Here is a 24015-nt window from a genome sequence, read left to right on the forward strand (position 1 = left end):
AGTCTGTAGTTGCTACTGAGCCTTTATCCTCTAACTAATAGAGATGAGTTAAATTATGTTACATCCTCGTATTCAAGAAGTTACCCAGCGCGTTATCGAACGCAGTAAAAATACCCGTCAAGATTATTTAGAACGTATTTCGCACGCAAAAAAACAAACAAGAGTTCGTGCCGGTTTAGGTTGCGGAAATATAGCCCATGTTATGGCTGCTTGTAGCAGTGATGACAAAGCGCGCTTAAAGGCTGATGAGCAGCCAAATCTTGCTATTATCAACTCATATAACGATATGCTTTCGGCTCATGTGCCATACAAAGATTACCCAGATTTAATTAAAGACATTGCTACCAAATTCGATGCTACAGCACAAGTTGCTGGTGGCGTTCCTGCAATGTGTGATGGTGTTACGCAAGGGCGTGACGGCATGGAACTTTCGCTTTTTTCTCGTGATGTAATTGCTATGTCTACGGCAATTTCTCTTTCGCACGATGTGTTTGATGGCGTTTTTTGTTTAGGTGTTTGTGACAAAATAGTCCCGGGTTTATTAATTGGTGCATTGTCGTTTGGTCATTTACCTGTGTTCTTTTTACCAGCAGGCCCAATGCAGTCAGGTATTCCTAATAAAGAAAAAGCACGTATTCGTCAAAAATTTGCACAAGGTTTAGTAAGCCGTGAAGACTTATTAGAAGCTGAAAGCGCGTCTTATCACAGTGCAGGTACTTGTACGTTCTACGGTACTGCAAATTCAAACCAAATGTTAATGGAAATAATGGGCTTACACCTTCCTGGTAGCTCGTTTATTAATCCTTACACTGAGCTTCGCGATGGTCTTACAGGTAATGCTGTAGAAACTATGCTTAAGCAGCTTACAGATGATAAAGAAAGCCCATGTTTAGCTGATGTGATCAGCGAAAAAACGATTATAAACGGTTTAGTAGGCCTGCTTTCTACAGGTGGTTCTACTAACCATGCTATTCATATTGTTGCGATAGCAAAAGCGGCGGGCATTCAGGTTACGTGGAAAGACATGTCTGATTTATCAGAAGTTGTACCACTGCTTACACGTATTTACCCTAATGGTTCAGCTGATGTAAACCACTTCCAAGCAGCGGGCGGTATGGGTTTCTTAATGCGTGAACTAGCAAGCGCCGGTTATTTACACACAGACGTTAAAACAATGCTAGGTGATGGTTTAGCGCCATACATGACAGAGCCTCGTTTAGATAAAGACGATAGCCTGATCATGAGCAACTCAACCGGCCCAACTAAAGTTAAATGGGTAGATTGCCCAGCAAACTCACATGATGAAGAAGTGCTTCGCCCTGTGAGTAACCCTTTTAGTAAGCAAGGTGGTCTGCAACTTCTAACAGGTAACTTAGGTAAAGCCGTTATCAAAGTGTCAGCGGTTGCTATTGAGCATCAGGTTGTTACTGCTCCAGCAAAAGTATTTAGTTCACAAGGTGCTTTGCAAGATGCATACACGCGTGGCGAATTAAACCAAGACTTTATTGCCGTGCTAAAAGAGCAAGGCCCTAAAGCGAAAGGTATGCCAGAGCTACATAAATTAACGCCAGTAATGGCAACGCTTCAAGATGAAGGCTTTAAAGTAGCTATTGTTACTGACGGCCGTATGTCGGGTGCATCAGGTAAAGTACCAGCTGCTATTCACTTAGCACCAGAGGCAGTAGAAGGCGGCATTATTGCTAAAATCCGAGAAGGTGATTTAGTGACGCTTGATGCGCCAAACGGAATATTAAAAGTACACGTTAGCGACGAAGAACTTGCTAAACGTGAAGCAGAACTTAGCCAACCAAGTGCCACATTTGGTACAGGCAGAGAATTATTTACTGGATTTAGAAATATCGTAAGCAGTGCCGATTTAGGCGCGAGTGCTTTTGGACTTGAATAAATATTAGCCATACTGGGTAATGAGGAACAAGTAATGAGTATTGAAAAAATCTTAGCATCGGCACCCGTAGTGCCAGTGGTTGTAATCGAAAAATTAGAAGATGCAGCACCACTTGCAAGAGCGTTATATAACGGTGGCTTAAAAGCCTTAGAAATAACACTACGTACACCTATTGCTGCAGAAGCTGTAAAGCTGATGAAAGCAGAAGTACCTGAAGCCTATGTAGGTACTGGTACGGTAGTAGATAAAGCAAGTTTTGATCTTTCGGTTGCCGCTGGTGCAGATTTTATGGTGAGTCCAGGTGTGAGCGATGAGCTTATTGCTTTGGCTAAAACATCAGATATACCATTTTTACCAGGCGCTGCAACTGCAAGTGAAGTTATGCAACTTGCGTCGCACGGTTTTAAGTATTTAAAATTCTTCCCAGCAGAAGCTGCAGGCGGAACAGCCATGCTTAAATCAATCGGTGGCCCATTACCACATATTACTTTTTGCCCAACTGGTGGCATAAGCTTAGCAACCGCACCTAATTATTTAGCGCTTAATAACGTTATATGTGTTGGTGGTACGTGGATGCTAGATAAACAACTAATTGAAAATAAAGACTGGCAAGCAATTGAAGCGCTTGCTCGCCAAGCAAGTGAACTTAAATAGGAGTCTAAAATGATTAATGTAGCAATTAACGGTTACGGCCGTATCGGTAGAAATGTTTTACGTGCACTTTATGAGTCAGCTCAAAACAGCGAAATTAAAATTGTAGCAATTAACGATTTAGCACCTGCTAACGTTAATGCACATTTAACGCAGTATGACTCAGTTCATGGTCAATTTTCTAAAAAAGTAACACTTGAAAATAACACCATGTTAATTGACGATGACGTAATAACGTTAACGCAAGAGCGTGACCCTGCAAACTTACCGTGGAAAGCACTAAATGTAGATATCGTTTTAGAATGTACTGGTTTTTTCACTAAACGCGAAGATGCAGCTAAACATATTACTGCAGGCGCTAAAAAAGTAATCGTTTCTGCTCCAGGTAAAGATATGGATGCAACAGTGGTTCATGGTGTAAACAGCGATGTAATTAACGCTGATAGCCACATCATCTCAAATGCTTCTTGTACTACTAACTGTTTAGCACCGCTTGCAAAAGCAATTAACGACACAGTAGGTATTGAAAAAGGTAGCATGACTACTATTCATTCTTATACGAATGATCAAAATTTATCTGACGTATACCACCCTGATCTATACCGTGCTCGTAGTGCAACTCAATCTATGATCCCAACTAAAACAGGTGCTGCGGCAGCTGTTGGTTTAGTATTACCAGAACTTGCTGGTAAATTAGACGGTATGTCGGTACGTGTACCAACAATCAACGTATCTTTAGTTGATTTTACGTTTATTACTAAGCGCGATACGACTGCAGAAGAAATCAATGCAATCATGAAAGAAGCGTCAACGGGTTCAATGAAAGATATTTTACAATATAATGAGCTTCCGCTTGTTTCTATCGACTTTAACCATAACCCTGCGTCATCTATCTTTGATGCTACGCAAACTAAAGCCGATGGCAATCTAGTAAAAGTAATGGCTTGGTACGACAACGAATGGGGTTTCTCAAACCGCATGTTAGACCAAGTTAAAGCATTAGGTGCGTTTTTATAATACAGCCCTAATGATGTAAAGTTTTAGCTTTATCCAACCAAGCCACGCATTCGTGGCTTTTTTGTGTTTGGCTTATCTGTATATTTGCAACTCAGACTATGGAGGGAACTATTTATATTTTTTATATCCTAAATTTTGTTAATATTGGGTCATGGAAATCTCGTTATATTTAAACGACGCAAGGAATAATAACAATGATCAAAGCTTTATCACGAAAGATATTTCGCACAAATCATCTACAAATAGGTGAGGGCAACATAAGTGGCTACATAGCCTGCTTTTTAGCAATACTGAGTTGCTTAGGCGTATTAGCGTTTCACTTTCCTGAATATTTAACCACACCAGAACTACGCAAAAGCTACAGCGTCGACTTTTTACGCCAACTTATGTTTGCATCATTATTGGTCTCGGGCAGTTTAGGGCTACTTAACTTTGTACGTAATACCAATAAACGCTTAGGAGCTACAGCGTGGTTTTTTATTATTCTGGCAATTATGTTTGGCGGACCAAACGTTGAGGTAAACGAGTTTGCAAGCGACACACCTTACATAGGGCTTGATTGGTTTATTTTAGATTTGCTCGGCTCAACGCTTATATTTATCGTGATTGAAAAGCTACTACCACATCGTAAAGATCAAAAAATATTACGTAGCGAATGGCGGGGAGATTTAAACCACTTTTTTGTAAATCATTTAATTATTGGTTTTGTATTACTCGTTACTAACCACTTTGTGCATTATGGCTTTGGCTGGGCTGTATCAACGACTATTCAAGGTTATATAGAGCAAACACCATTTGTAGTGCAGTTGTTTTTAATTATACTCGTGGCCGATTTAATGCAATATTGGGTGCATCGTGCTTATCACGAAGTTCCTTTACTATGGCGTTTTCATGGTGTACATCACAGCGCCAAAGAAATGGATTGGTTAGCGGGCTCTCGCCAGCATATTCTTGAAATACTGGTTACTCGCAGTTTAGTGCTCACGCCCATATTTGTACTTGGGTTTTCACAGCAAATAATTAGTTTATACGTCATAATTGTGGGTTTACAGGCTGTGTTTAACCATGCAAATGTACGCGTTAGGTTTGGCTGGCTTAAGTACTTTATGGTTACACCGCAGTTTCATCATTGGCATCATGCGTCAGATAAAGCCGCGATTGACCGCAACTACGCTGCGCATTTTTCGTTTTTAGATTACGCGTTTGGTACTGCTGTTAAAGGCCAAAAAGAGTGGCCAGAAGCATACGGTGTAGTCGGGGATTACATGCCGGTAGGTATGCTTAAACAACAGGTTTACCCGTTTAAGCGCACTAAATAAATTCGAAAGTTCGAATAAATACACAATATAAACTAAAAGGGAGCAACGCGTTATACGTTGCTCCCTTTTAGAATTTATTTAATTAATACTGAATTATATATTTAGCTCTTCTAATAATTCAGTAAATGTAGGTCTTTGATTTAATACAGGTTGCATAGCGCGTTTTGCCATATCGGACATTTTATCAAATAGCTCACTTTGCCTATCATCGCCGGTTACCGTGCCTAATAAGTCTTCAATTAAACAGCCCAAGGCTCTTACTTCTATAAGCTCTAACTGCTTTTGTTGATACTCACTTAACATGGCTAAATTAGTAGCAGCACCAAAATCACCAAACAAAACATCATGGTCTTGGTTAATCATAGTATTGTGCGCATAAATGTCACCATGGCTCACTTTATTAGTATGCAAGTGGTGCAGTGTGCTTGCCATTTGTTTTGTAATTTTTAAAATAGCGTGAGTTGAGTAATGGCAATCATTATTAAAGGTATCACGCGTACAGGTTTCGAGGCTTGGAGGCAGGCCTAAATTAGCGAAGCTTTTATCTATTAGTTCCATCACTAAACCTAGCTGATCACTTTGTTCAATATAAGCAAGTACCTTAATTAAACTAGCGTGGTCGCCTGCTTGTAAGCAGCAATTTACTTCATCAAGCGGGTAGCCGTCGCTGGTAATTGCACCTTTAAATAATTTAATTGCTACAGCGCTATCAGCCGATTTTGCTAAATGAATAACGCCCGAGGCACCTTGACCAATAACATGGCTAAGAGTGTAATCGTTAAGAGGCTTATTTTCTAAGCTGCACTTTGTAAGGCACTGGGGCTTATTAAAATCGTTACCGGCAAACGCCAGCCAAGTAAGTTTAGGCAGTTCAAAAAGCCAGTCGTCTACGTGTGTTAAGTTATTAGCAGAGAGCCTAACAAGCTCAAGATTTTTACACTGCGCCATGCTACTTGGCAGCTGCTTAATTTGATTGCCCGCAAGCGCTAACTTTTTAAGCTGTGTAAATTGGCCAAAACTTTGAGGCAGCTCAGTAATATTGTTGTCGGTTAGTATGAGCCATTCAATTTTTTTTGGTAAACAATAGTCACTAAACTCAGTTATTTTACAGCCTTTAAATGCAACCATTATCAGAGCAGGGCACTTAGCTAAAATCTCAGGAATATGCTTAAACTGATTAAACGACAAAAATACTCGCTTAAGGCGTGTTAAACAGGCAAATTCATCAGGTAGTGTTGATAAGTTATTATTTGATAAATCGAGCACTTCAAGCGTGTCAGCTAAGCTAAAAATTTCTTCAGGAAATGTGGTTAGCTCTTCTACTAATTGCAGGTGAGTAGCACCAACAAGCTTGCCACTTTTAAGCTCTTTAAGGGAGTTCATATATTTATACCACGTTCTAAAAATGAAAAAGCCAACATAGCTGTTGGCTTAAAGTCGTTCTAACTTACTAAATTGTTCTTTAGAATTGCGCGTTATGGTAAACGTTTTGTACATCGTCGCAATCTTCTAGCATGGCTAAAAAGCGTTCCATAACTTCTACATCTTCGCCTTCAATAGGCGTTTCAATTTGTGGCACAAAGCTAATTAGGTCTTCGTCAAATTCAGTCACGCCCATTTCTTCAAGCGCTGTACGTGTGTTGTTGTACTCTGTGTGAGGAGCAAAAACAGTGACTTTACCGTCATCAACTTCTACGTCAGTTACATCAACATCAGCCATCATTAGTGCTTCAAGTACCGTTTCATCGTCATCACCGTCAAATACAAAAATAGCAAGGTGATCAAATAAATGTGAAACAGAGTTTTGAGCGCCAATTTTAGCATTTGCTTTAGTAAAACAAACACGTACATCAGCAAAGGTACGCTTGTTGTTGTCAGTTAAACAGTCAACAATAATCATACAGTTACCAGGGCCGTAACCTTCGTAACGAGTTGCTGAGTAGTCTTCACCGCCGCCGCCTTTTGCTTTGTCTATTGCGCGGTCAATAACGTGTGCTGGAACTTGGTCTTTTTTAGCGCGCTCAATTAAACGACGTAATGATAAGTTACCATCTGGGTCTACACCGCCGTTTTTAGCACAAATATAAATTTCTTTGCCGTACTTAGAATAAACTTTAGTTTTAGCACCCGCAGTCTTAGCCATTGAATCTTTTTTGTTTTGGTAAGCTCTTCCCATCTGCGTTTCGCCTTAATATATGTAAATAATAGAATAAAATTATAGTACGTATTCTAAAGGTAAATGCATTCAAGGGCTAGTAAGTATTAAAGCTGATTAAAACTGTCGCGTTTAAAAGCCATCTAAAGTGCATGTTATTAAGGGATTTTAGGGAGGGCTAAAAGGTGGTTTTCAGAGCAAATTTAACTAAATAAAAAGGCAACTCATTTAATGAGTTGCCTAAGGGTAATAAAATTAAACGAGACTAACTAAAGCCCCATTTTATTTACCAAATGCGTACACGTTCATCTTCAGGAAGGTATAACGCATCGCCTGGTTTTACATCAAACGCTTTGTACCATGCATCGTGGTTACGTGGCGCCTGTGCTCTAAAGCGACCTGGTGCATGTGTGCCACCACGAAGTTGGTTAAGCATGCTTTGTTCAGTACGTTTTTCTTTCCATACTTGTGCCCATGCAAGGAAGAAACGTTGATCGCCAGTCACACCGTCAATAACAGGCGCTTCTTTACCATTTAAACTTAGCTTGTAAGCATGATAAGCCATTGATAAACCACCTACATCACCAATGTTTTCACCAAGGCTATTTCGACCATTTACAAAGTTACCTTCGATTGGCTCGTACTTACTGTACTGGGCAGCAAGTTGGTCTGCTTTTTTGTCAAATGCAGCGCGATCAGCATCAGTCCACCAGTTACGTTGCACACCGTTTTCGTCTGATTTTGAACCTTGATCGTCAAACCCATGACCCATTTCATGACCAATTACAGCGCCAATACCGCCATAGTTTACAGCCGGATCGGCATTTGGATCGAAAAATGGCGGTTGTAATATCGCAGCCGGAAATACAATCTCATTAAATGAGCTGTTGTAGTAAGCGTTTACGCGTTGTGGCGTCATGCCCCAGCGGTTACGATCTGTTTTTTGTAGCTCTTTTTCAACACTTTCTGCGTGGAAAAACTCACGCATGTTTTTCACATTACCGATTAAATCGTTTTTGGTAATGCTTAAACCGTCATAAGACTGCCAAACATCGGGGTAACCAATTTTTGGTACAAATGCAGCAAGCTTAGCGCGCGCATTTACTTTTGTGGCATCGCCCATCCACTCTAGGTTATCAATACGTTCACCCAGGGCTGTACGTAGGTTTTCAACCAGCTCAGACATTTGCTGTTTTGATGACTCAGGGAAGTAACGCGCTACGTATATTTTACCAATAGCAAAACCAAGAGAGGTCGTACCCGACATTTCGCTTATTGCACGTTTCCAGCGAGGGCGAGGTTCTTGTTGTCCGTTTAGTTCTTTACCAAAAAAAGCAAAGTTAGTATTAAATACGTCCTCTGATAGTAAACCCGCGTTACCGCTAATAGCGTGATACGTTAAGTAATCTTTCCATACTGCAATGTCTTCTTGATTGATTAGCTCAATCATCGCTTTTATTGGCTCAGGCTGAGACACATTTAACTGAGGTACTTTATAACCTGTTTGTGCAAAGTATAAATCCCAGTTAAAGCCAGGATAAGCAGTGCTTAAATCGGCACGTTCAACTTGGTTTAGGGTTAAGTCGCGATTACGACGTTTTTCACGAGGCCAATGACCTTGTGCAATCTTAGTTTCAAGATCAACAATTGCTTGAGCACGCTCAGCGGTATTTTCAGTGCCTGTAAATTCAAGCATATCAGCAATGTGGGCAACATAGGCTGCACGCGTTTTAACAAAGCGCTCAGCGTCTTCAAGGTAGTAAGAGCGATCGGGTAAGCCTAAACCACCAGCACCGAGTGACATTTCATATTTATTAGGGTCTAGGCGATTGAACCACATGCCGCCGCCAAAAGGGGCTTTATTACCGGTTAACCAAGACTTTCCAAACATTTCAGCTAAATCGTCAGTTGACGATATATCACTAATTTCACTTAACAATGGTTTGATTGGCGCCACACCTAGCTTATTAAGCGTTTCGGTATCCATATACGCATTGTAAAAATCAGCAACGAGTTTTTCTTCTGCGTTTAAATCTTTACGCGCCGCTATTTCTTCAATAATAGCTTTAACATCGTCTTCGCTGCGCTCAGCTAATCCTGAAAATGCACCGTAGCGAGTTTTATCTGCAGGCATTTCATAGTTGTCATACCATGTGCCGCTGGCATACATAAAAAAGTCATCGCCTGGTTTAACGGCTTCGTTACGCGCTGTTAAATCAACACCAAAACTACCTAATTCGGCTTTTTCTGCCACTGTTGCTGTAGCTACTTTAGGTTGTTGCTCGTCTGTTTTTGTTGTTTGCGGCTCTGAACAACCGGTAATAAATGTGGCAGCTAATGCTGCGGCAATTAAACTCTTTTTCATTATGTTCCCCTGAGGAGCTTTTTTGATTCAAATAGGTATGAATCATTTTTATTGTTACGAATATTTAACTTATCGATTGTTATTGATATTAATCAGACAAACAAACCTTTTGAGGTGAATCACCACAGCGCTCGATAAAACTTAGATTAAGTAAGAAGAGGCCAAGCCCAAAGCGAGAGGTAAACTCACGCCTACGCTTTAACAGCAATGTTTAGGTTTATTCATGGGGCAGGGCTTAAATTTATCTGTAGGCGCGGCTTTATGCCGCGCTTGTTTAAATTAGCTTAAAAGCGCGAGGTAAACTCCCGCCCACAGTTAATAGCGATGCTTAGATGTATTCATGGACTGGGGCTTTAATTTATCTGTAGGCGCGGCTTTATGCCGCGCTTGTTTAAATTAGCTTAAAAGCGTGAGGTAAACTCACGCCTACGGTTTAATAGCGATGCTTAGATGTATTCATGAGCTGGGGTTTAAATTTATGTGTAGGCGCGGCTTTATGCCGCGCTTGTTTAAATTGGCTCAAAAAGCGCGAGGTAAACTCACGCCTACTATCCCTTATTTTTTATGCTGAAGCTCCCACATACGGGCGTATTCTCCGGCGAGAGTAAGTAACTCATCGTGCTTACCTTGCTCAATAATTTGTCCGGCTTTGAGCACAATAATGGTGTCTGCATCGGTAATAGTAGAAAGGCGATGAGCAATTACAATACTCGTATGGTTACTGGCCACTTCACGCATTGCTGCGAGTATTGCTTGCTCAGAATGAGAATCGAGAGCAGAAGTTGCTTCATCAAAAATTAAAATAGGGGACTTTTTCAAAATAGCGCGCGCAATAGCAATACGCTGTTTTTCGCCGCCGGATACTTTTAAACCACGTTCGCCAACCAGTGTTTTATCGCCTTTATCAAGTGTGGCTATAAAGTTTTTTAAATGCGCCATAGCAATGGCTTCATCAATTTCTGCATCGCTTGCTGATGGCCTACCGTAAGCGATATTTTCACGAATAGTGGTATTAAACAGCACGGTATCTTGCGGCACTATTGCAATGGCTTTTCGTAAACTATTAAGTGTTACTGAATTTATAGCTTGATTATCAATACTAATTTCACCACCGCTTACGTCATAAAAACGATAAAGTAGTCGGGCTAATGAGCTTTTACCAGCTCCACTGGCTCCAACAATGGCTACTTTGCTGCCTGCTTTAACACTAAAGCTAAGGTTATTAAGAATAGGGCGATGCGCATCGTAACTAAAGCTTACATTGTTAAATGTTATTTCACCTTGGCTAATATTGAGCTCTTTTGCATTAAGTGCATCGGTTATTTGTGGTTTTTTGTTAAGTAGCCCAAGCATATTTTCAAGGTCGGTTAGCGCGCGTCTTATTTCTCGGTACACAAAACCTAAAAAGTTAAGCGGTAAAAATAGCTGAATCATATACGCGTTAATCATTACCAGTTCACCAATAGAGAGCTTACCCGCAACTACTTCGGTTGAGCCCAACCACATTAACGCGGTAATAGCACAAGCAATAATAAGTGCTTGGCCTGAGTTAAGGGCGAGCAACGACATTCTATTTTTTAAACGGGCTTTTTCCCAGTTTGCTAAAAAGGTGTCGTACGTTTTTGCTTCAAACTGCTCATTATTAAAATACTTTACAGTTTCATAATTAAGTAGGCTGTCTATGGCGCGGGTATTACTTTGATTGTCGGCAGCATTTGCTTCTCTAATAAAGCGGTTTCTCCACTGAGTAACCACCACAGTAAAGGTAATATAAATAGCAACTGCCAGTAATGTAATAAGCGCAAACCAAACAGAAAACAACGTGCCAAAAATAATTGCTACGGTCAGTATTTCAAATAAAGTAGGCACAATGTTAAACATTAAAAAGCGCATTAAAAAGCTTAAGCCACTCGTACCGCGTTCTATATCGCGGCTAATGCCACCGGTTTGCCTATCTAAATGAAAAGCCAGCTCAAGTGAGTGCAAATGCTTAAATACTTTTAAACCAATATCACGCATGGCGTGCTCGGTTACGCGCGAAAATACAGCATCTCTTATTTCACCTAAAAATACGCTAGCAAAACGCAGTGCACCGTACATCAACAACAATAAAGCGGGAATAACTAACAGTGGGTTAATCGACTTATCAACCGAGTCTATAATTTCTTTAAGCGCCCAAGGCATCAACAAAGTGGCACCTTTAGCACCAATCAGCGCTATTAACGCTATAAATACTCTGCCTTTAAATTTTGTAAGGTAGGGCCACAGTGTTTTTACGCTTTGGCGTAAATTCATGGCGTCTGGTCGTTTTTCACTGCTTTGTCTGGGGCGCATTAAAAGTCTCAGTAAAATTAAATTAGATAGTAAATAACTAAGGGCTATTGTATTTCAAATACTAGCCCTTATATACTGTGCATCCCTTATTTTAGTTTTAAAACGTGAATGTTTAAATTTAGAGTGTTTTTAACTGCCTTTTTGCTATTTGCTGCACTTTTTAGTGTGCAGAGCAATGCTGTGGGCGCCTCACAAAATTTAAATATCAATATTAGTACGCAGGTTTCGCTTACTGATATTGGCGATTTAACTAAAATACAGCCTATTAGTAAGTCTGTAGATACTACGCAGCATAAAAAAACGCATCAAACCGATTTTGACGCGCACCAACCACGGTTAACTGCCAATAATTCATCATTGTTTTTGCACACTGTTCAAAGTGAATCTGAATACGATGTTGTTTTTGAATTTTTTGCTCAAAACCTTGTTAGGCATATATTTTTAAAACCACGCGCTGTTAATCCTATACAGCCTTGGTACACGTTTGTTACTAATAGTAAAAAGTCGCGTTTAAGTGGCTGGAAAGACGTTAACTTACTCTACAGAGCTGTCACTACCTACCACGCTTAATTTTCCTTATTTAATTTTATTAGGTTTTAACTTTTAAAGTTTTAGCCTGCAGATTAATTGTGCTTTTAAAAAGTACGTTATCAGCTAATGGCTGATAGTAAGGATTAAACATGTTAAGTTTTAAAAAAGATAAAAAGCCGTCTACGGCTAAATTCAAATTAAGCTATATAGCCATGCTAATAGTATTGGTTTTATTAGCTATCAGTGCATTACCAAACCTATATCCAAATAAATCGTGGTTGCACATCAGTGCTGCTCCGCACAGCGAAACACAATCTTTACCGAGCACTAAAACCCTAGTTACCTTTTTAAATAACCAAGGGCTTGAGGTTGAGCAGGGCTTAGATAAACAATCAACTATTAATGTACTTTTAAACGAGCCAACTAAAAGCGCTCAGGCGCAAGCGGCTATAAAAGCGCAATACCCAAACACGCAAGTTAAAATTGTTGAGCATGCAACCAGCCCAACATGGTTGCAAGATTTTGGCTTATCACCAATAAAGCTGGGCCTTGATTTAAATGGCGGTGTGCTATTTGTACTAGACGTAGATTTAGATAAAGCCGTTGATGAGCAATTAGTCAGTGCGTATCAACAAGCTAAATCAATTATTATTAAGCAAAAAGCACATGGCGTAAAAGCGCAGCAAACTCAGCACGGGTTTGAAATAAACGCATTGCCTAATGCAACCGACAAGCTAACCCCCGTTATTGAAGAGCTACAAAGCCGATTTGCTAATTTAGCCGTTGTAACAAGCAATAACGGCAGCGTTAAAACTGCCAAATTTAGTTATTCAGAGCAAGGGCTAAGCAGCTTTGATAAAGAAGTTATGGGGCAAACCCTTACAACTCTTCGTTCACGTATTGAAGAGTTAGGTATTACCGAAGCGGTAACACAGCAACAAGGCAAACATCGCATTCGTATAGAGCTACCAGGCGTGCAAGATCCAACCGAAGCTAAGCGTATTATTGGTGCAACTGCATCGCTTGGTTTTTATCAATTAAAAGAAATTGGCGGACAAACATTTAATATGCAATCGGGCGGAACGATAAAGCTCGATCCTGTACCAATTTTTACAGGGGATCATATTAATAATGCAAACATAGGCCGCGACGATTGGGGTAAACCACTTGTTCAACTTAGCCTAGACGGCCAAGGCGGCGATGCAATGTCGGCGTTTTCAAAAGCCAATATTGGTAAGCCAATGGCAACGGTTTACTCTGAGTATTCTCAAAACGCTAAAGGCGAAGTAGTTAAAAAAAGTGAAGTTATTAATGTTGCCAATATTGCTCAGCATTTAAGTTCGCGTTTTAGTATCACCAATATGAAAAGCCAACAAGCGGCAGCCGATCTGGCATTGTTACTACGTGCAGGCTCGCTTACAGCACCCGTTACAATTGTGCACGAACAAACAATAGGGCCAAGCCTCGGCAGCGAAAACATTAGTAATGGCTTAGCCGCGCTTATGTTAGGCATGGGTATTACCCTTGCATTTATGGCGCTTTGGTATCGCCGTTTAGGTCTTATTGCAAACGTAGCACTTATATTAAATCTAACGTCGCTTGTGGGCTTAATGTCATTATTACCAGGGGTTGTGTTAACGCTGCCGGGTATCGCAGGCCTAGTACTAACCATTGGTATGGCGGTAGACACCAACGTAATAATATTTGAACGCATTAAAGAAGAGCGTCGCCAAGGCCGTGCACCATATCAAGCTATTCAAGAGGGGTATAAACAAGCCGCAAATACAATATTCGATGCCAATATAACCACCATGATCACCGCACTTATCTTATACGGCATAGGCTACGGGCCCGTTAAAGGTTTTGCTATTACACTCGCACTGGGGCTTTTAACATCTGTATTTACAGGTGTGTATGTATCAAAAATATTAAGCCAAACGTTGTATTTAAAAATGGGTAAAAAAGCAGGAGTAAAAACACATGCTTAACACTTTTTTGAAAGGTGAAAAGGGCACACGTTTACGCTTTATGGGCATGCTTTTAAGCGCCATCTTAGTGCTACTATCCGTATTTACGCTTACGCAAAAAGGTCTAAATTTTGGCCTAGACTTTACCGGCGGTTATTTAACTGAGTTTACAACCAGCCAAAGTGTTGAACTAAAAGAGCTTCAATCGTTTATTGCTAAAAATCACAACGGTGAGTTTGAGCTAACCGCGCAAGGTAATAGCCATTTTCAATTAAGAGAAGCGCCAAGTGCATCAACTACATCAACAACAGCTAATAGCCTTGATTGGCAAAGTGCTGTTACACAAAACGATGATATAAACGCACAGGTGTTATCGTCGGCTTATATTGGCTCGCAAGTAGGCGATGAGTTATTTGATCAAGGCTGTTTAGCCATGTTTGCTGCAATGATTGCGGTAATGCTTTACCTTGCAGTTCGCTTTGAATGGCGTTTAGCTGTTGGCTCTGTGGTTGCGCTAGTGCACGATTTGATACTCGTACTTGGGTTATTTTCACTATTACAAATTGAATTTAACCTAACCGTACTGGCAAGTTTACTAGCTATTATTGGTTACTCACTTAACGACTCAATAATAGTAGGGGATAGAGTACGCGAGCTTTTACGTGTTCAATCAAACAATGTACTTAGCCCTGCGACTATTATTAATAATGCGATTAAAAGTACACTAACGCGCACCTTAATAACGTCGGGTACCACACTTGCAACGGTTGCGAGCGTTTGGTTACTTGCAGGCGCACCACTGCAAGGTTTTGCTATTGCATTATTTACCGGCATTGTAGTGGGTACGTTCTCGTCTATTTGTATAGCGGCGACTTTACCGGAGCTAATGGGTTTAAGTGCTAAAAACTACGAAGTTAAAGTAGATGCTCACACGCAAACATTATTAGATATGCCATAAGGTTTTAAATAAAACACAAGCAAAGAGCCGTACCAACCAATCAATGGTTCTTTGCTTGTTTAATGTTTATTTAAACCCGGCTAGTATTCCAACCAACCTTGCGGGGTTTAAAACAATGGTTTTAAGCCCCGCAAAAATGTTAAACTAGCTGTCTTATTTTTTACAGCCTGTATTGTATTAATCCCCATGAATAAAACCCACGTTATCGAACACCTTCGTTTTGCACTAGAAGCGCAGCTTACAACAGCAAAAGTAGCGGCAAAAACCGCGCACGACACTGCCACACATGAAGAAAACATAGCCGAAAACAAATACGATACCTTAGGGCTCGAAGCCGCATATTTAGCACAAGGCCAAGCCCAGCGCGTAAACGATTGCTATAAAAGCATAGAATTGTTTGAGCCTGTTTTTAACGAAAAACCAACCGACAAAATAGCTATCGGTTCGTTGGTATGTTTAGAAGATGATAATGCAGCGCAAAAATGGTTTTATTTAGGCCCAGCCGCTGGTGGTTTAACCGTAAATGTTAAACAGCACTCCATTGCTGTAGTAACTCCCGGCGCACCAATGGGTAAGCAGTTATTAAATAAACAGATTGATGATGAAATTACGTTAACAATCGCAGGTAAAGTCCACGAATACGTGGTGGTAGAGATTTTATAATAATTGAAAGCGTAGTTATAAAATACTTGTTGATAACAGTTTGTAATCAATTAAATCTATGAACAAGTATGAGTTGTAGCTACTTTTTAATTATAAATTAGTGTGTTAAGTTGGGCTAAAAAATTAATAACTAAAAAAAAGAGAAAATTATGGGAAATGGATATTCAACGACTACTCATGTAGATTTCACATTGTTTGATGTAAAAAGGTGTGGATTATATAAAAAATGGGATAAACCACCATTAGCCCTTAGTGTAAAAGAACTGATAGAACAAATTAAGAAGTGGGGTATTATAAGTCAAAAACCCCTCATAGAAACAAGTGTCTACTCTAACGAGAAAATTTTATTACCTGCTTATTTGTGGGGAGTTGAAGAATGTCCTATAACAGGAAATTCTATCATAGCTTTATGGAATGAAATTGAAAACCACAAGGGAGCAATAAATTATGTGTCAGGGAGTAAGCCGGTTGGGACTGGCACTATTGATGCAACTAAAGCTAAAGCAGGACAAATTCCTGGGTTTATGAGTATTTTCTGGGTAATTCCATCAAGGAATATTATTGTTGCAATAAACACAGAAGATCATTCAAGTCTTGGTATCATTCAATTAAGAAAATACCTCAATGGATTTTTAAATGGCTTTTCAGAACAAATAATAAGAACATCAGCCGAAAATGGGGAACATACAGCCTTCACATTACAACAAAGGAATCTTAATTCATCAACTGATGATAGGATACCTGATTCGAAATTGAAACCTAGTATACAAATACAACCCTTGAAGCTTAAAGGTGAGATCAAATTTATAAAATCTAATGTCGTAAGTGTTCGTAAATTGATTCGTAAAGTGCGGGTTAGGATCAATCATAAGGAAGAGTATTGGCATGGGATAAAAGACAAAATTGGTTTCTTATTTCATAGTAACGAACCTACTGATAATAGAGAAATTAAGATCGAATACCCAACAACAATTAATGCTAAAGATGTTGATTTCTTTGTTGAGCAATATATAGATAATAGCTATTCGAATGCCTATGATGTAACATTTGTTTTCACTGGAGATATACCGAATAAATCTTTGAGCGGAATTAAAGCTGAAGAGAAGTTCCCTGGTTTGAAAATAAAGTACTCAACAGACAACACCCCCGTTTTGTTGGAGTTATTAATAGAATTAGATGCTAATTTTTTAAGTAAAGTTGATGGTATGTTATCGAAGAGGGCATAATGAAATATTTTATCTATGTTATTCATGTGATTATCACGATTGTTATTATAGCTTTATCGGTAGTTGTCAGTGAAGAGCTAGATAAATCGGACTACAATACCTTATATAATTCATTGATATCTATATCGGCAATAATTTTCGGAGTATTAGGAGCTTGGATCGCTTTATTAAAAAATGATGCTGAAGTTAGAATTTTAGATATAAGAAATACAAGAGAGAAAAGGCAAGTTAGAGTAGATCAAATTAAGTCGTTGGTTAATCCGATGATGATTGCGTGTTTGATGATTTGTATCTGTATTATTTATAATGTATTTTCTTCAATAGTACCAAAATTTAGTTTCTATTTAGAATATAGTTATTTGTTTAAGTTTTTAGCTTTATCCTTATTTGGGATTCTATCATACTTACAAGTTGCTTCTCTTTTGAGAATAATAATAACTGGTGTAGATTCTGTAATAGGGCTGCAACAGTTAGCCGATGAAGTTTCTAGTAATGCGCAAAGATAGCGATATGAACAAAATTAGGATGACACCCATCCTAATTATTACGAAAAAAGCCAACAAAAACAGCATAAAAAGTGCATTATTATAAATAATGCATCACGCAAAAAGATGAGCTATGTAGACAAAATGAAAGTAACAATAGACAGCCTTATAGGTCGACGATAGCTGTTTATTAAAGAATGGCAAACGACTAGGCTGTATTGAGCCGGCTTTCCTTTAAATAAAAAGCGGAACATTACAGTGAACAAAGGTATGAATAAATTGACCTTAAGAGGTCAAGCGAAAGTGAATGCCTTACTTGACGCTGCGGCAACTGTATTGCCTTGTTCATAATATAGAAAAACTGCAAAACACGATGCATTAAGAAGGGAAGCCCTTTTAACCTAAATAAAAGCCACTCAACCACTCGTAATCACTTCCCAAACGCCAATTTAAACAACACCAAACACTTCTTTATATGCTGCGTAAAAATACAGAAAATTAACCAGACACCCACTCTAAATTTTGCACTTTTCGAAGTTAGAGGCTAGCCTTTATGTAGTGTGAAAAGTAAGCAGGATGTCTTATGGCAATTGCAAGGAAGCGTCAAGTAAGTTTGGTTGATACAAAGTACTACCGCTGTATATCACGTTGTGTACGCCGTGCATTTTTATGTGGTGAAGACCGTTTTACAGGCAAGTCTTACGAGCATCGTAGAGGCTGGATTGAAGCAAACTGCTTGAGTTAGCCAAGGTATTTTGTATTGACGTCTGTGCTTATGCTGACATGAGCAATCATACACACTTAGTGTTGTATGTTGATGATAAAAAAGCGAATAGGCTAAATAATAAAGCGATTGTTATTCGCTGGCATAAACTGTGTAAAGGCACCGTACTGACGCAAAAATATGTACAAGGTGAAAAGCTAAGTAAAGCTGAACTTATCTTTTTAATCAAACAGTAAAGGAATACCGAGAGCGCCTATTAAGTATCAGTTGGTTTATGCGTGAATTATCCGAATTTAGGAATGAAGACATTGCCCGCAAAGCAAATAAAGAAGATAACTGCACTGGCCGGTTTTATTCGCAGCCGTCCATGGCACTCACCCTAAATTTTATATTATAGCTTCACATTATGAAGATAGTGTTCATACTTTTTGTCTAACAATAAAGTTGATAAGAGAATAGAAAAAATTATTCAGCTTATAGAACAGTGAGATTAAATCAATGGGCCCAGTACACTTGATTTGGTAATTCAGAGCAAAAACAGGCGCTCTGCTTTCATTGATTGTTGTCCTTTCTGAGTATCTAATTAAATTAATAACTGGACTGCAAAAAGCTAAGCGATGCAAACAGTTTTCTCTCAAAACTGACTAAAGTTATTCTATATCATTTAAACTTTAATTTGTGCGAACAAACATTTGACTGAAAAAAGTCGAAGAGTATATTTTAACCTACTTATTAAATCATTTTTTAACGAAGTACATACTATGAGCAATTCTAAAGTTTATTTAAACGGATTAGGATTAGGTTCCTTATCAGCTGCGGTTTACTTAGTGCAGAAAGTTGGTTTCACTCCAGAAAATATTCATATTTTTGAAAAAAACACTGAAACTGATTTAGTCGGTGGGTCAATGGATGCATCTTTTAAAATGATTGATGGCAAACCAGTTTACATCATGCGAGGCAGCCGTATGTACGAAGATAAAGTATATTGCTGCACAAAAGAACTTTGGTCTTTAATACCTTATGACGAACTTGGATCTTGCCTAGACGACTATGAAGCTAATGCTAAAGAATGCAATATGGACACTGTGGTTAGGCTGTTACATGCAAACGGAGAGAAAGATACTGGGCACGATCTTGGATTAGGTGCTACTGAAGCTCTTCAAATGGCTCGATTAATAGAAATACCAGAATCTAAGATACCAGCAGATGCTAAAATCACTGATTATTTTAGTGACGATTTTTTCAAGAGTAATTATTGGTATATGTGGCGTGCTCTTTTTGCTTTTCAGCCATGGCACTCTGCGATAGAGATGAAGCGTTACATGAAACTATTTTATCACCGTATGTCTGATATGGAAAAAATGACCTCTTTAGAACGTACACGTTACACAAACTACCACTCGTTCATTCTACCGGCTATTAAACTCTTAACAAAAAAAGGCGTTCAAATACATTATAATACTTGTATTACGGATGTTGATTTTAAAGAAAGTGATGATAAGCGCTGGGTAGAACGCTTACATTTAAAAAATGCAGAAGATAAAACTTTAGATTCAATAGAAGTTAGACCACAAGACAAAGCATTCTTGACAATCGGCTCAATTGTTTCTAATCATTCTTATGGCTCCCACGATGAGGCTGTATCTACAACACCTGCAGAAAAACCAGGCGAAGCTTACCAATTATGGCAAAACATAGTATCAAAACAAGCAGACCTAGGTAGAGCAGAGCGTTATTTACGTGACGTTTCACTTTCTAGAATGATGCACTTTACCGTAACGTTTAGAGGAAATCTTTTTGAAAGAAAATTCCAATGGTTAGTTGAACGACCAATGGGAGTACAAAGCCCATTACCTTTAACACAATCTCCATGGATAATGCATGTACACACCTATCGTCAGCCTTTTTTCCCGGGGCAAGCGGCAGATACTTGTGTAATTTGGGTTTCAGCATTAGGTGAAGATAATATTGGTCAATTTGTAAAAAAACCTATGTATGAATGTACTGGGAAAGAAATTTTAGAAGAACTTTTAGGACATTTATGGGAGGATTTAGATGAAAATGAAAAAACAGAACTTCTTGAAACATCTTACTGTATACCTTGTAGATTACCTTACGGAATTTCTCAATTTTTACCTAGAACCGAAGGTGACAGACCTCCTGTTGTACCTAAAGGCTCGCAAAACTTTGCGCTGTTAGGACAATTTGTTGAAATACCAGATGGGATAGTTTTCACAACCGAATATAGTGTTCGTGGGGCTATATTAGCCATTAACAAATTAATAGACCCATCAATAAAGCCACCTGAAATGTACTTTGGTCAACACCATCTATGGGATAACTTAAAAAATGCAAAAGCAATTTTAAATTAATCCCCACGAACACTCGTTTGTAACGAGTGCCATCAGAGAGTTATAAAAAATTAAATAACAAAAGCTATCTATTTAATGAAATAATTAGGATGACACCCGTCCTAATTACTAACACAATAAACGCGCTTATTAATATTCATGAATTGATTGTTGGATGGCATGGCTTCGCTATTTATCCGACCTACGAGTTAGCCTTTTTTACAAACTTAGCAGTCACCATCATTTCGCCAATGCCTTCTACTTTACAATCTAGCTCGTGATCTTTTTTATCAAGTACTCTTCTAACTACCGCTTTGGTGCCAATTTTAATTACTTGTGAGCTGCCTTTAATTTTTAAATCTTTGGCTACTGTCACTTTGTCGCCATCACTTAGCAAGGTGCCGTTGGCATCTTTTATTAAAATAGCGTCTTCGTCGCTTGTATTATTTGGGTTCCACTCATGAGCGCACTCGGGGCAAGCAAGCAGTTGTTGGTCTTCATAAACATATTCACATTGGCATTTTGGGCAAGCAGGTAGCGACATTTTTAAACTCTTATAAAGTACTGTTTTGCGTATTTTAATCTGCATTAGGTGGAAAATATAGTTAATCAATATTTTTCATCTTCACGCTAAAAATATCTCGTTTGTGCGTTTTAAAAAAAGGGCATATAAAGCACATGTCGCTTAAGCAATTTAAGCGCTAACTCGTACAGTAGGTACCTGTTAAAGCACCCATCGTATTAAGTGATTCGCGCAATGCCCACTTAGTACGATGGGTGTTTCTATTTATAATGCTTAGTAATGTTACTTAAGCATGCTTTTTATATTTTGACTTAACTAGGAAAAGTCGTGTTTAAAACCTTAATTGTGGTTGATAACAACGAGCAAACGCTTGCTCAATCGTTCGAAAATGTAATTACCTTTAATACTTATTTACGTGATTACCCAAAACAAAACGAACCCAAAACACGCATTATTAATCTGTGCGACTCAAGCCAATACTTGAGCAAAGGTTACTATTGCTCGTTACTTGCTGAGGCGCGCAAGCACCAAGTTTTGCCAAGTGTAAAAACCATTAATGCTCTTCGTAGTGGCCAAGCCCCTATGTTAAATGTAGGCCAAATAGATGGCACACTTTACTTTGGTAATGCACTAAACGATTTACAATCAAAAGCGGCAAAGTCGGTATTTAAACAATACCCAGCACCTATTTTATTTGTTGATGAGCAAGGCTTATTACAACAAGGGTCGTTGTCGTCTTTAAATGAGCAGCAGTACAGCGACTTTGTTGCCAAGCTAGATAACTTTACTAAAACACAATGGCGTATTGGCTCAGTGCAACGTCGTTTTAGATGGGATATGGCAATACTTGTTGATCATAACGAAAAAGTACCGCCGAGCGATAAAGACGCCATTGCACGTTTTATTAAAGCCGCCGCTAAACACGGTATTAATGCACAAGCCCTAAGCTTTGACGAAATTGACAATATTGCTCAGTTTGATGCGTTATTTATTCGCCAAACTACAGCGATTGACCACCCAACGTATCGCCTTGCAAGCAAAGCGCAAAGCCTTGGTTTAGTGGTTATTGACGACTCTGAGTCTATTTTACGTTGTTGTAATAAAGTGTATTTACACGATGCATTTAATTATCAAAAAGTGCCAAGTTTAAAAACGGTTGTAGTAGCTGATCAGTCAAGTGAAACACTTGCGCAATTAGAAGATGCGTTTACGTATCCGCTTGTTTTAAAAATGCCTGAAGGGTCTTTCTCAAAAGGTGTGTTTAAAGTTTCAAACCGTGATGAGCTTGCCGCTAAGCTTACAGAGCTGTTTGAATTTAGCGCATTAGTGCTTGCACAAGAGTACATGTATACCGAATACGATTGGCGAGTGGGTGTGTTAAATGGCCGTGCAATTTATGCATGCCGCTATTTAATGGCGCGTAACCATTGGCAAATTTATAACCACGACGCTAAACGGTTTTTCTCTGGTGGCTTTGAAACATTACCAACCTTTGAGTTACCAAAAGCGGTGTTAGATGCAGCATTAAAAGCATGTAAAACAGTGGGTAGGGGTTTATATGGCGTAGATGTTAAAGAGCATCAAGGCAAAGCATACGTGCTTGAAGTAAACGACAACCCAAGTATTGATCACAAAGTAGAAGACGGCTATTTAGGCGATGAGCTATACATGATCATTATGGATGAGTTTAAACAACGCTTAGAAGCACGAGGCCGTGGATAATAACATGAGCAACCTTGTTATTCGAAAGGCGCTTAGCAGTGATTTAACTGCACTGATTGACGTTGAAAACGCTTGCTTTAATAACGATAAATTAAGCCCGCGTAGTTTAAAGCGCTGGCTTAGTGCAAAACATGGTATTTTGCTCGTTGCAGAAAATGGCGAGAAAATATGCGGCTATGGGTTAGTGTGGTGCCATAAAGGCACGCGTTTAGCGCGTTTATATTCGCTTGCTGTAAAACCCACAATGCAAGGTAAGGGGATTGCAAAAGCACTGCTTACTAACCTTGAAAAAGAAACGTGTGAGCGGGCTCGTATTTATCTTCGCTTAGAAGTGGCTGTAAATAACGACAGTGCGATAGGGCTTTATAAAAGCTTAGGCTACAGAGTGTTTGGTCAATACAGCGATTATTACGACGACCACAGTGACGCACTACGAATGCAAAAAAACATTCGACAAACGAGTGAGTTAAATGTGGCGCGTTTAACGCCGTGGTATCAGCAAACTACCGAGTTTACGTGCGGACCTGCTGCGCTATTAATGGCTATGGGTGCACTTGAGCCGACTACTGAGCTTAACCAGTCACATGAGTTAGCACTTTGGCGTGAAGGTACCACTATTTTTATGACATCGGGTCATGGTGGTTGCCATCCGTTTGGTTTGGCACTTGCCGCTAATAAGCGGGGTTTTAAAAGCGAGGTAATGGTTAATACCACAGAGCCTTTGTTTTTAGATGGCGTACGTAACGAGAACAAAAAAGTGGTGTTAGCTACCGTGCACCAGCAATTTGTAGATGGTATAGCGCAAGCAAATATACCGCTTACGTATAAAGATGTAGAGCTTGAACATATTGAGCAGTGGTTAAGTAAAGGCTTTAGTGTGCTGTTATTAATTAGTACATACAGCTTTGATGGTAAAAAATCGCCACATTGGGTGTGTGTTACGCACCTTGATGAGCATTGCGTGTATGTTCATGATCCGTTTTGCGAAACTGATAACGACAAGCAACTCGCAATAGATTGCCAATATGTGCCTATTGCACGAAGTGATTTTAGTAAAATGTCAGCATTTGGTAGCCAACGTTTACGAACGGCGGTGGCTATCGCTAATAAAATATAGG

Annotated in this window: 18 protein-coding genes and 2 pseudogenes; 15 read left to right on the forward strand and 5 right to left on the reverse strand. The window is 39.2% G+C overall.

Going from position 1 to position 24015, the window contains the following annotated elements:
* Positions 1–55 precede the first annotated feature (55 nt).
* From edd to I6F45_RS11405, 4 genes are all read left to right on the forward strand, one after another.
* Positions 56–1906 carry a phosphogluconate dehydratase gene (gene edd / locus I6F45_RS11390; protein WP_165740596.1) on the forward strand — a complete coding sequence of 617 codons (1851 nt, stop codon included), beginning with the start codon at positions 56–58 and terminating at the stop codon, positions 1904–1906.
* Positions 1907–1939: 33 nt separating this feature from the next.
* Positions 1940–2560 carry a bifunctional 4-hydroxy-2-oxoglutarate aldolase/2-dehydro-3-deoxy-phosphogluconate aldolase gene (eda, locus tag I6F45_RS11395; protein WP_002959756.1) on the forward strand — a complete coding sequence of 207 codons (621 nt, stop codon included), beginning with the start codon at positions 1940–1942 and terminating at the stop codon, positions 2558–2560.
* Between the two features lie 9 nt (positions 2561–2569).
* Entirely contained in the window at positions 2570–3574 is a 1005-nt protein-coding gene (gene gap / locus I6F45_RS11400; RefSeq protein ID WP_165727417.1) for a type I glyceraldehyde-3-phosphate dehydrogenase, read from the forward strand.
* Between the two features lie 194 nt (positions 3575–3768).
* Positions 3769–4893: a sterol desaturase family protein gene (locus I6F45_RS11405; RefSeq protein WP_165740598.1), complete on the forward strand. Its 1125-nt coding sequence runs from the start codon at positions 3769–3771 to the stop codon at positions 4891–4893.
* A gap of 93 nt (positions 4894–4986) precedes the next feature.
* Here the strand turns inward: I6F45_RS11405 and I6F45_RS11410 are convergent, their stop codons facing one another.
* From I6F45_RS11410 to I6F45_RS11425, 4 genes are all read right to left on the reverse strand, one after another.
* Positions 4987–6276: a leucine-rich repeat-containing protein kinase family protein gene (locus I6F45_RS11410; RefSeq protein ID WP_197160510.1), complete on the reverse strand. Its 1290-nt coding sequence runs from the start codon at positions 6274–6276 to the stop codon at positions 4987–4989.
* A gap of 79 nt (positions 6277–6355) precedes the next feature.
* Complete coding sequence (locus I6F45_RS11415) at positions 6356–7069, reverse strand: YebC/PmpR family DNA-binding transcriptional regulator (protein ID WP_024592923.1); 714 nt, start codon at positions 7067–7069, stop codon at positions 6356–6358.
* A gap of 265 nt (positions 7070–7334) precedes the next feature.
* Positions 7335–9413, reverse strand: a complete 2079-nt coding sequence (locus tag I6F45_RS11420) for a M13 family metallopeptidase (RefSeq protein WP_197160511.1) — start codon at positions 9411–9413, stop codon at positions 7335–7337.
* Positions 9414–9968: 555 nt separating this feature from the next.
* Positions 9969–11747, reverse strand: coding sequence for an ABCB family ABC transporter ATP-binding protein/permease (locus I6F45_RS11425; RefSeq protein WP_197160512.1), 1779 nt, complete (start codon positions 11745–11747; stop codon positions 9969–9971).
* Positions 11748–11855: 108 nt separating this feature from the next.
* Between I6F45_RS11425 and I6F45_RS11430 the strand changes: the two genes are divergently transcribed.
* From I6F45_RS11430 to I6F45_RS11465, 9 genes and pseudogenes are all read left to right on the forward strand, one after another.
* Positions 11856–12317: a hypothetical protein gene (locus tag I6F45_RS11430; protein WP_197160513.1), complete on the forward strand. Its 462-nt coding sequence runs from the start codon at positions 11856–11858 to the stop codon at positions 12315–12317.
* A 110-nt stretch (positions 12318–12427) separates the two neighbouring features.
* Complete coding sequence (gene secD / locus I6F45_RS11435) at positions 12428–14266, forward strand: protein translocase subunit SecD (protein ID WP_197160515.1); 1839 nt, start codon at positions 12428–12430, stop codon at positions 14264–14266.
* Positions 14259–15203, forward strand: a complete 945-nt coding sequence (gene secF / locus I6F45_RS11440) for a protein translocase subunit SecF (protein ID WP_197160517.1) — start codon at positions 14259–14261, stop codon at positions 15201–15203. Before secD ends, secF begins: the two co-directional genes overlap by 8 nt.
* 186 nt (positions 15204–15389) lie before the next feature.
* Positions 15390–15866, forward strand: a complete 477-nt coding sequence (locus I6F45_RS11445) for a GreA/GreB family elongation factor (RefSeq protein WP_197160519.1) — start codon at positions 15390–15392, stop codon at positions 15864–15866.
* A gap of 149 nt (positions 15867–16015) precedes the next feature.
* Positions 16016–17092 (forward strand): hypothetical protein, encoded by a 1077-nt coding sequence (locus I6F45_RS11450; protein WP_197160521.1) that lies wholly within the window; start codon positions 16016–16018, stop codon positions 17090–17092.
* Positions 17092–17598, forward strand: coding sequence for a hypothetical protein (locus tag I6F45_RS11455; RefSeq protein ID WP_197160523.1), 507 nt, complete (start codon positions 17092–17094; stop codon positions 17596–17598). Before I6F45_RS11450 ends, I6F45_RS11455 begins: the two co-directional genes overlap by 1 nt.
* Before the next feature lie 84 nt (positions 17599–17682).
* A pseudogene (locus I6F45_RS21620) lies at positions 17683–17959 on the forward strand (hypothetical protein); the annotation flags it as partial.
* A 201-nt stretch (positions 17960–18160) separates the two neighbouring features.
* Positions 18161–18656: pseudogene (locus I6F45_RS11460) on the forward strand (transposase); the annotation flags it as partial.
* Between the two features lie 406 nt (positions 18657–19062).
* Positions 19063–20673 (forward strand): oleate hydratase, encoded by a 1611-nt coding sequence (locus I6F45_RS11465; RefSeq protein ID WP_197160525.1) that lies wholly within the window; start codon positions 19063–19065, stop codon positions 20671–20673.
* 181 nt (positions 20674–20854) lie between these two features.
* Here I6F45_RS11465 and I6F45_RS11470 read toward each other — a convergent pair whose 3' ends face one another.
* Positions 20855–21196, reverse strand: coding sequence for a zinc ribbon domain-containing protein YjdM (locus I6F45_RS11470; protein ID WP_197160527.1), 342 nt, complete (start codon positions 21194–21196; stop codon positions 20855–20857).
* Positions 21197–21502: 306 nt separating this feature from the next.
* Between I6F45_RS11470 and I6F45_RS11475 the strand changes: the two genes are divergently transcribed.
* Together I6F45_RS11475 and I6F45_RS11480 are read left to right on the forward strand one after the other, a co-directional pair.
* The gene (locus tag I6F45_RS11475; protein WP_197160529.1) at positions 21503–22897 is read left to right on the forward strand and encodes a RimK family protein; all 1395 of its coding nucleotides are present in this window, start codon (positions 21503–21505) and stop codon (positions 22895–22897) included.
* A gap of 4 nt (positions 22898–22901) precedes the next feature.
* Positions 22902–24014, forward strand: coding sequence for a GNAT family N-acetyltransferase/peptidase C39 family protein (locus tag I6F45_RS11480; protein WP_197160531.1), 1113 nt, complete (start codon positions 22902–22904; stop codon positions 24012–24014).
* The last annotated feature ends 1 nt before the right edge of the window (position 24015 follow it).

The sequence above is a fragment of the Pseudoalteromonas sp. SWYJZ19 genome (assembly GCF_015864375.1).
In the GTDB taxonomy this organism is placed as follows: domain Bacteria; phylum Pseudomonadota; class Gammaproteobacteria; order Enterobacterales; family Alteromonadaceae; genus Pseudoalteromonas; species Pseudoalteromonas arctica.

What these genes read in the sequence shown, in the direction of transcription:
- edd (WP_165740596.1), top strand. Translation starts at nt 56, where the DNA reads ATGTTACATCCTCGTATTCAAGAAGTTACCCAGCGCGTTATCGAACGC.
- eda (WP_002959756.1), top strand. Translation starts at nt 1,940, where the DNA reads ATGAGTATTGAAAAAATCTTAGCATCGGCACCCGTAGTGCCAGTGGTT.
- gap (WP_165727417.1), top strand. Translation starts at nt 2,570, where the DNA reads ATGATTAATGTAGCAATTAACGGTTACGGCCGTATCGGTAGAAATGTT.
- I6F45_RS11405 (WP_165740598.1), top strand. Translation starts at nt 3,769, where the DNA reads ATGATCAAAGCTTTATCACGAAAGATATTTCGCACAAATCATCTACAA.
- I6F45_RS11410 (WP_197160510.1), bottom strand. Translation starts at nt 6,276, where the DNA reads ATGAACTCCCTTAAAGAGCTTAAAAGTGGCAAGCTTGTTGGTGCTACT.
- I6F45_RS11415 (WP_024592923.1), bottom strand. Translation starts at nt 7,069, where the DNA reads ATGGGAAGAGCTTACCAAAACAAAAAAGATTCAATGGCTAAGACTGCG.
- I6F45_RS11420 (WP_197160511.1), bottom strand. Translation starts at nt 9,413, where the DNA reads ATGAAAAAGAGTTTAATTGCCGCAGCATTAGCTGCCACATTTATTACC.
- I6F45_RS11425 (WP_197160512.1), bottom strand. Translation starts at nt 11,747, where the DNA reads ATGCGCCCCAGACAAAGCAGTGAAAAACGACCAGACGCCATGAATTTA.
- I6F45_RS11430 (WP_197160513.1), top strand. Translation starts at nt 11,856, where the DNA reads ATGTTTAAATTTAGAGTGTTTTTAACTGCCTTTTTGCTATTTGCTGCA.
- secD (WP_197160515.1), top strand. Translation starts at nt 12,428, where the DNA reads ATGTTAAGTTTTAAAAAAGATAAAAAGCCGTCTACGGCTAAATTCAAA.
- secF (WP_197160517.1), top strand. Translation starts at nt 14,259, where the DNA reads ATGCTTAACACTTTTTTGAAAGGTGAAAAGGGCACACGTTTACGCTTT.
- I6F45_RS11445 (WP_197160519.1), top strand. Translation starts at nt 15,390, where the DNA reads ATGAATAAAACCCACGTTATCGAACACCTTCGTTTTGCACTAGAAGCG.
- I6F45_RS11450 (WP_197160521.1), top strand. Translation starts at nt 16,016, where the DNA reads ATGGGAAATGGATATTCAACGACTACTCATGTAGATTTCACATTGTTT.
- I6F45_RS11455 (WP_197160523.1), top strand. Translation starts at nt 17,092, where the DNA reads ATGAAATATTTTATCTATGTTATTCATGTGATTATCACGATTGTTATT.
- I6F45_RS11465 (WP_197160525.1), top strand. Translation starts at nt 19,063, where the DNA reads ATGAGCAATTCTAAAGTTTATTTAAACGGATTAGGATTAGGTTCCTTA.
- I6F45_RS11470 (WP_197160527.1), bottom strand. Translation starts at nt 21,196, where the DNA reads ATGTCGCTACCTGCTTGCCCAAAATGCCAATGTGAATATGTTTATGAA.
- I6F45_RS11480 (WP_197160531.1), top strand. Translation starts at nt 22,902, where the DNA reads ATGAGCAACCTTGTTATTCGAAAGGCGCTTAGCAGTGATTTAACTGCA.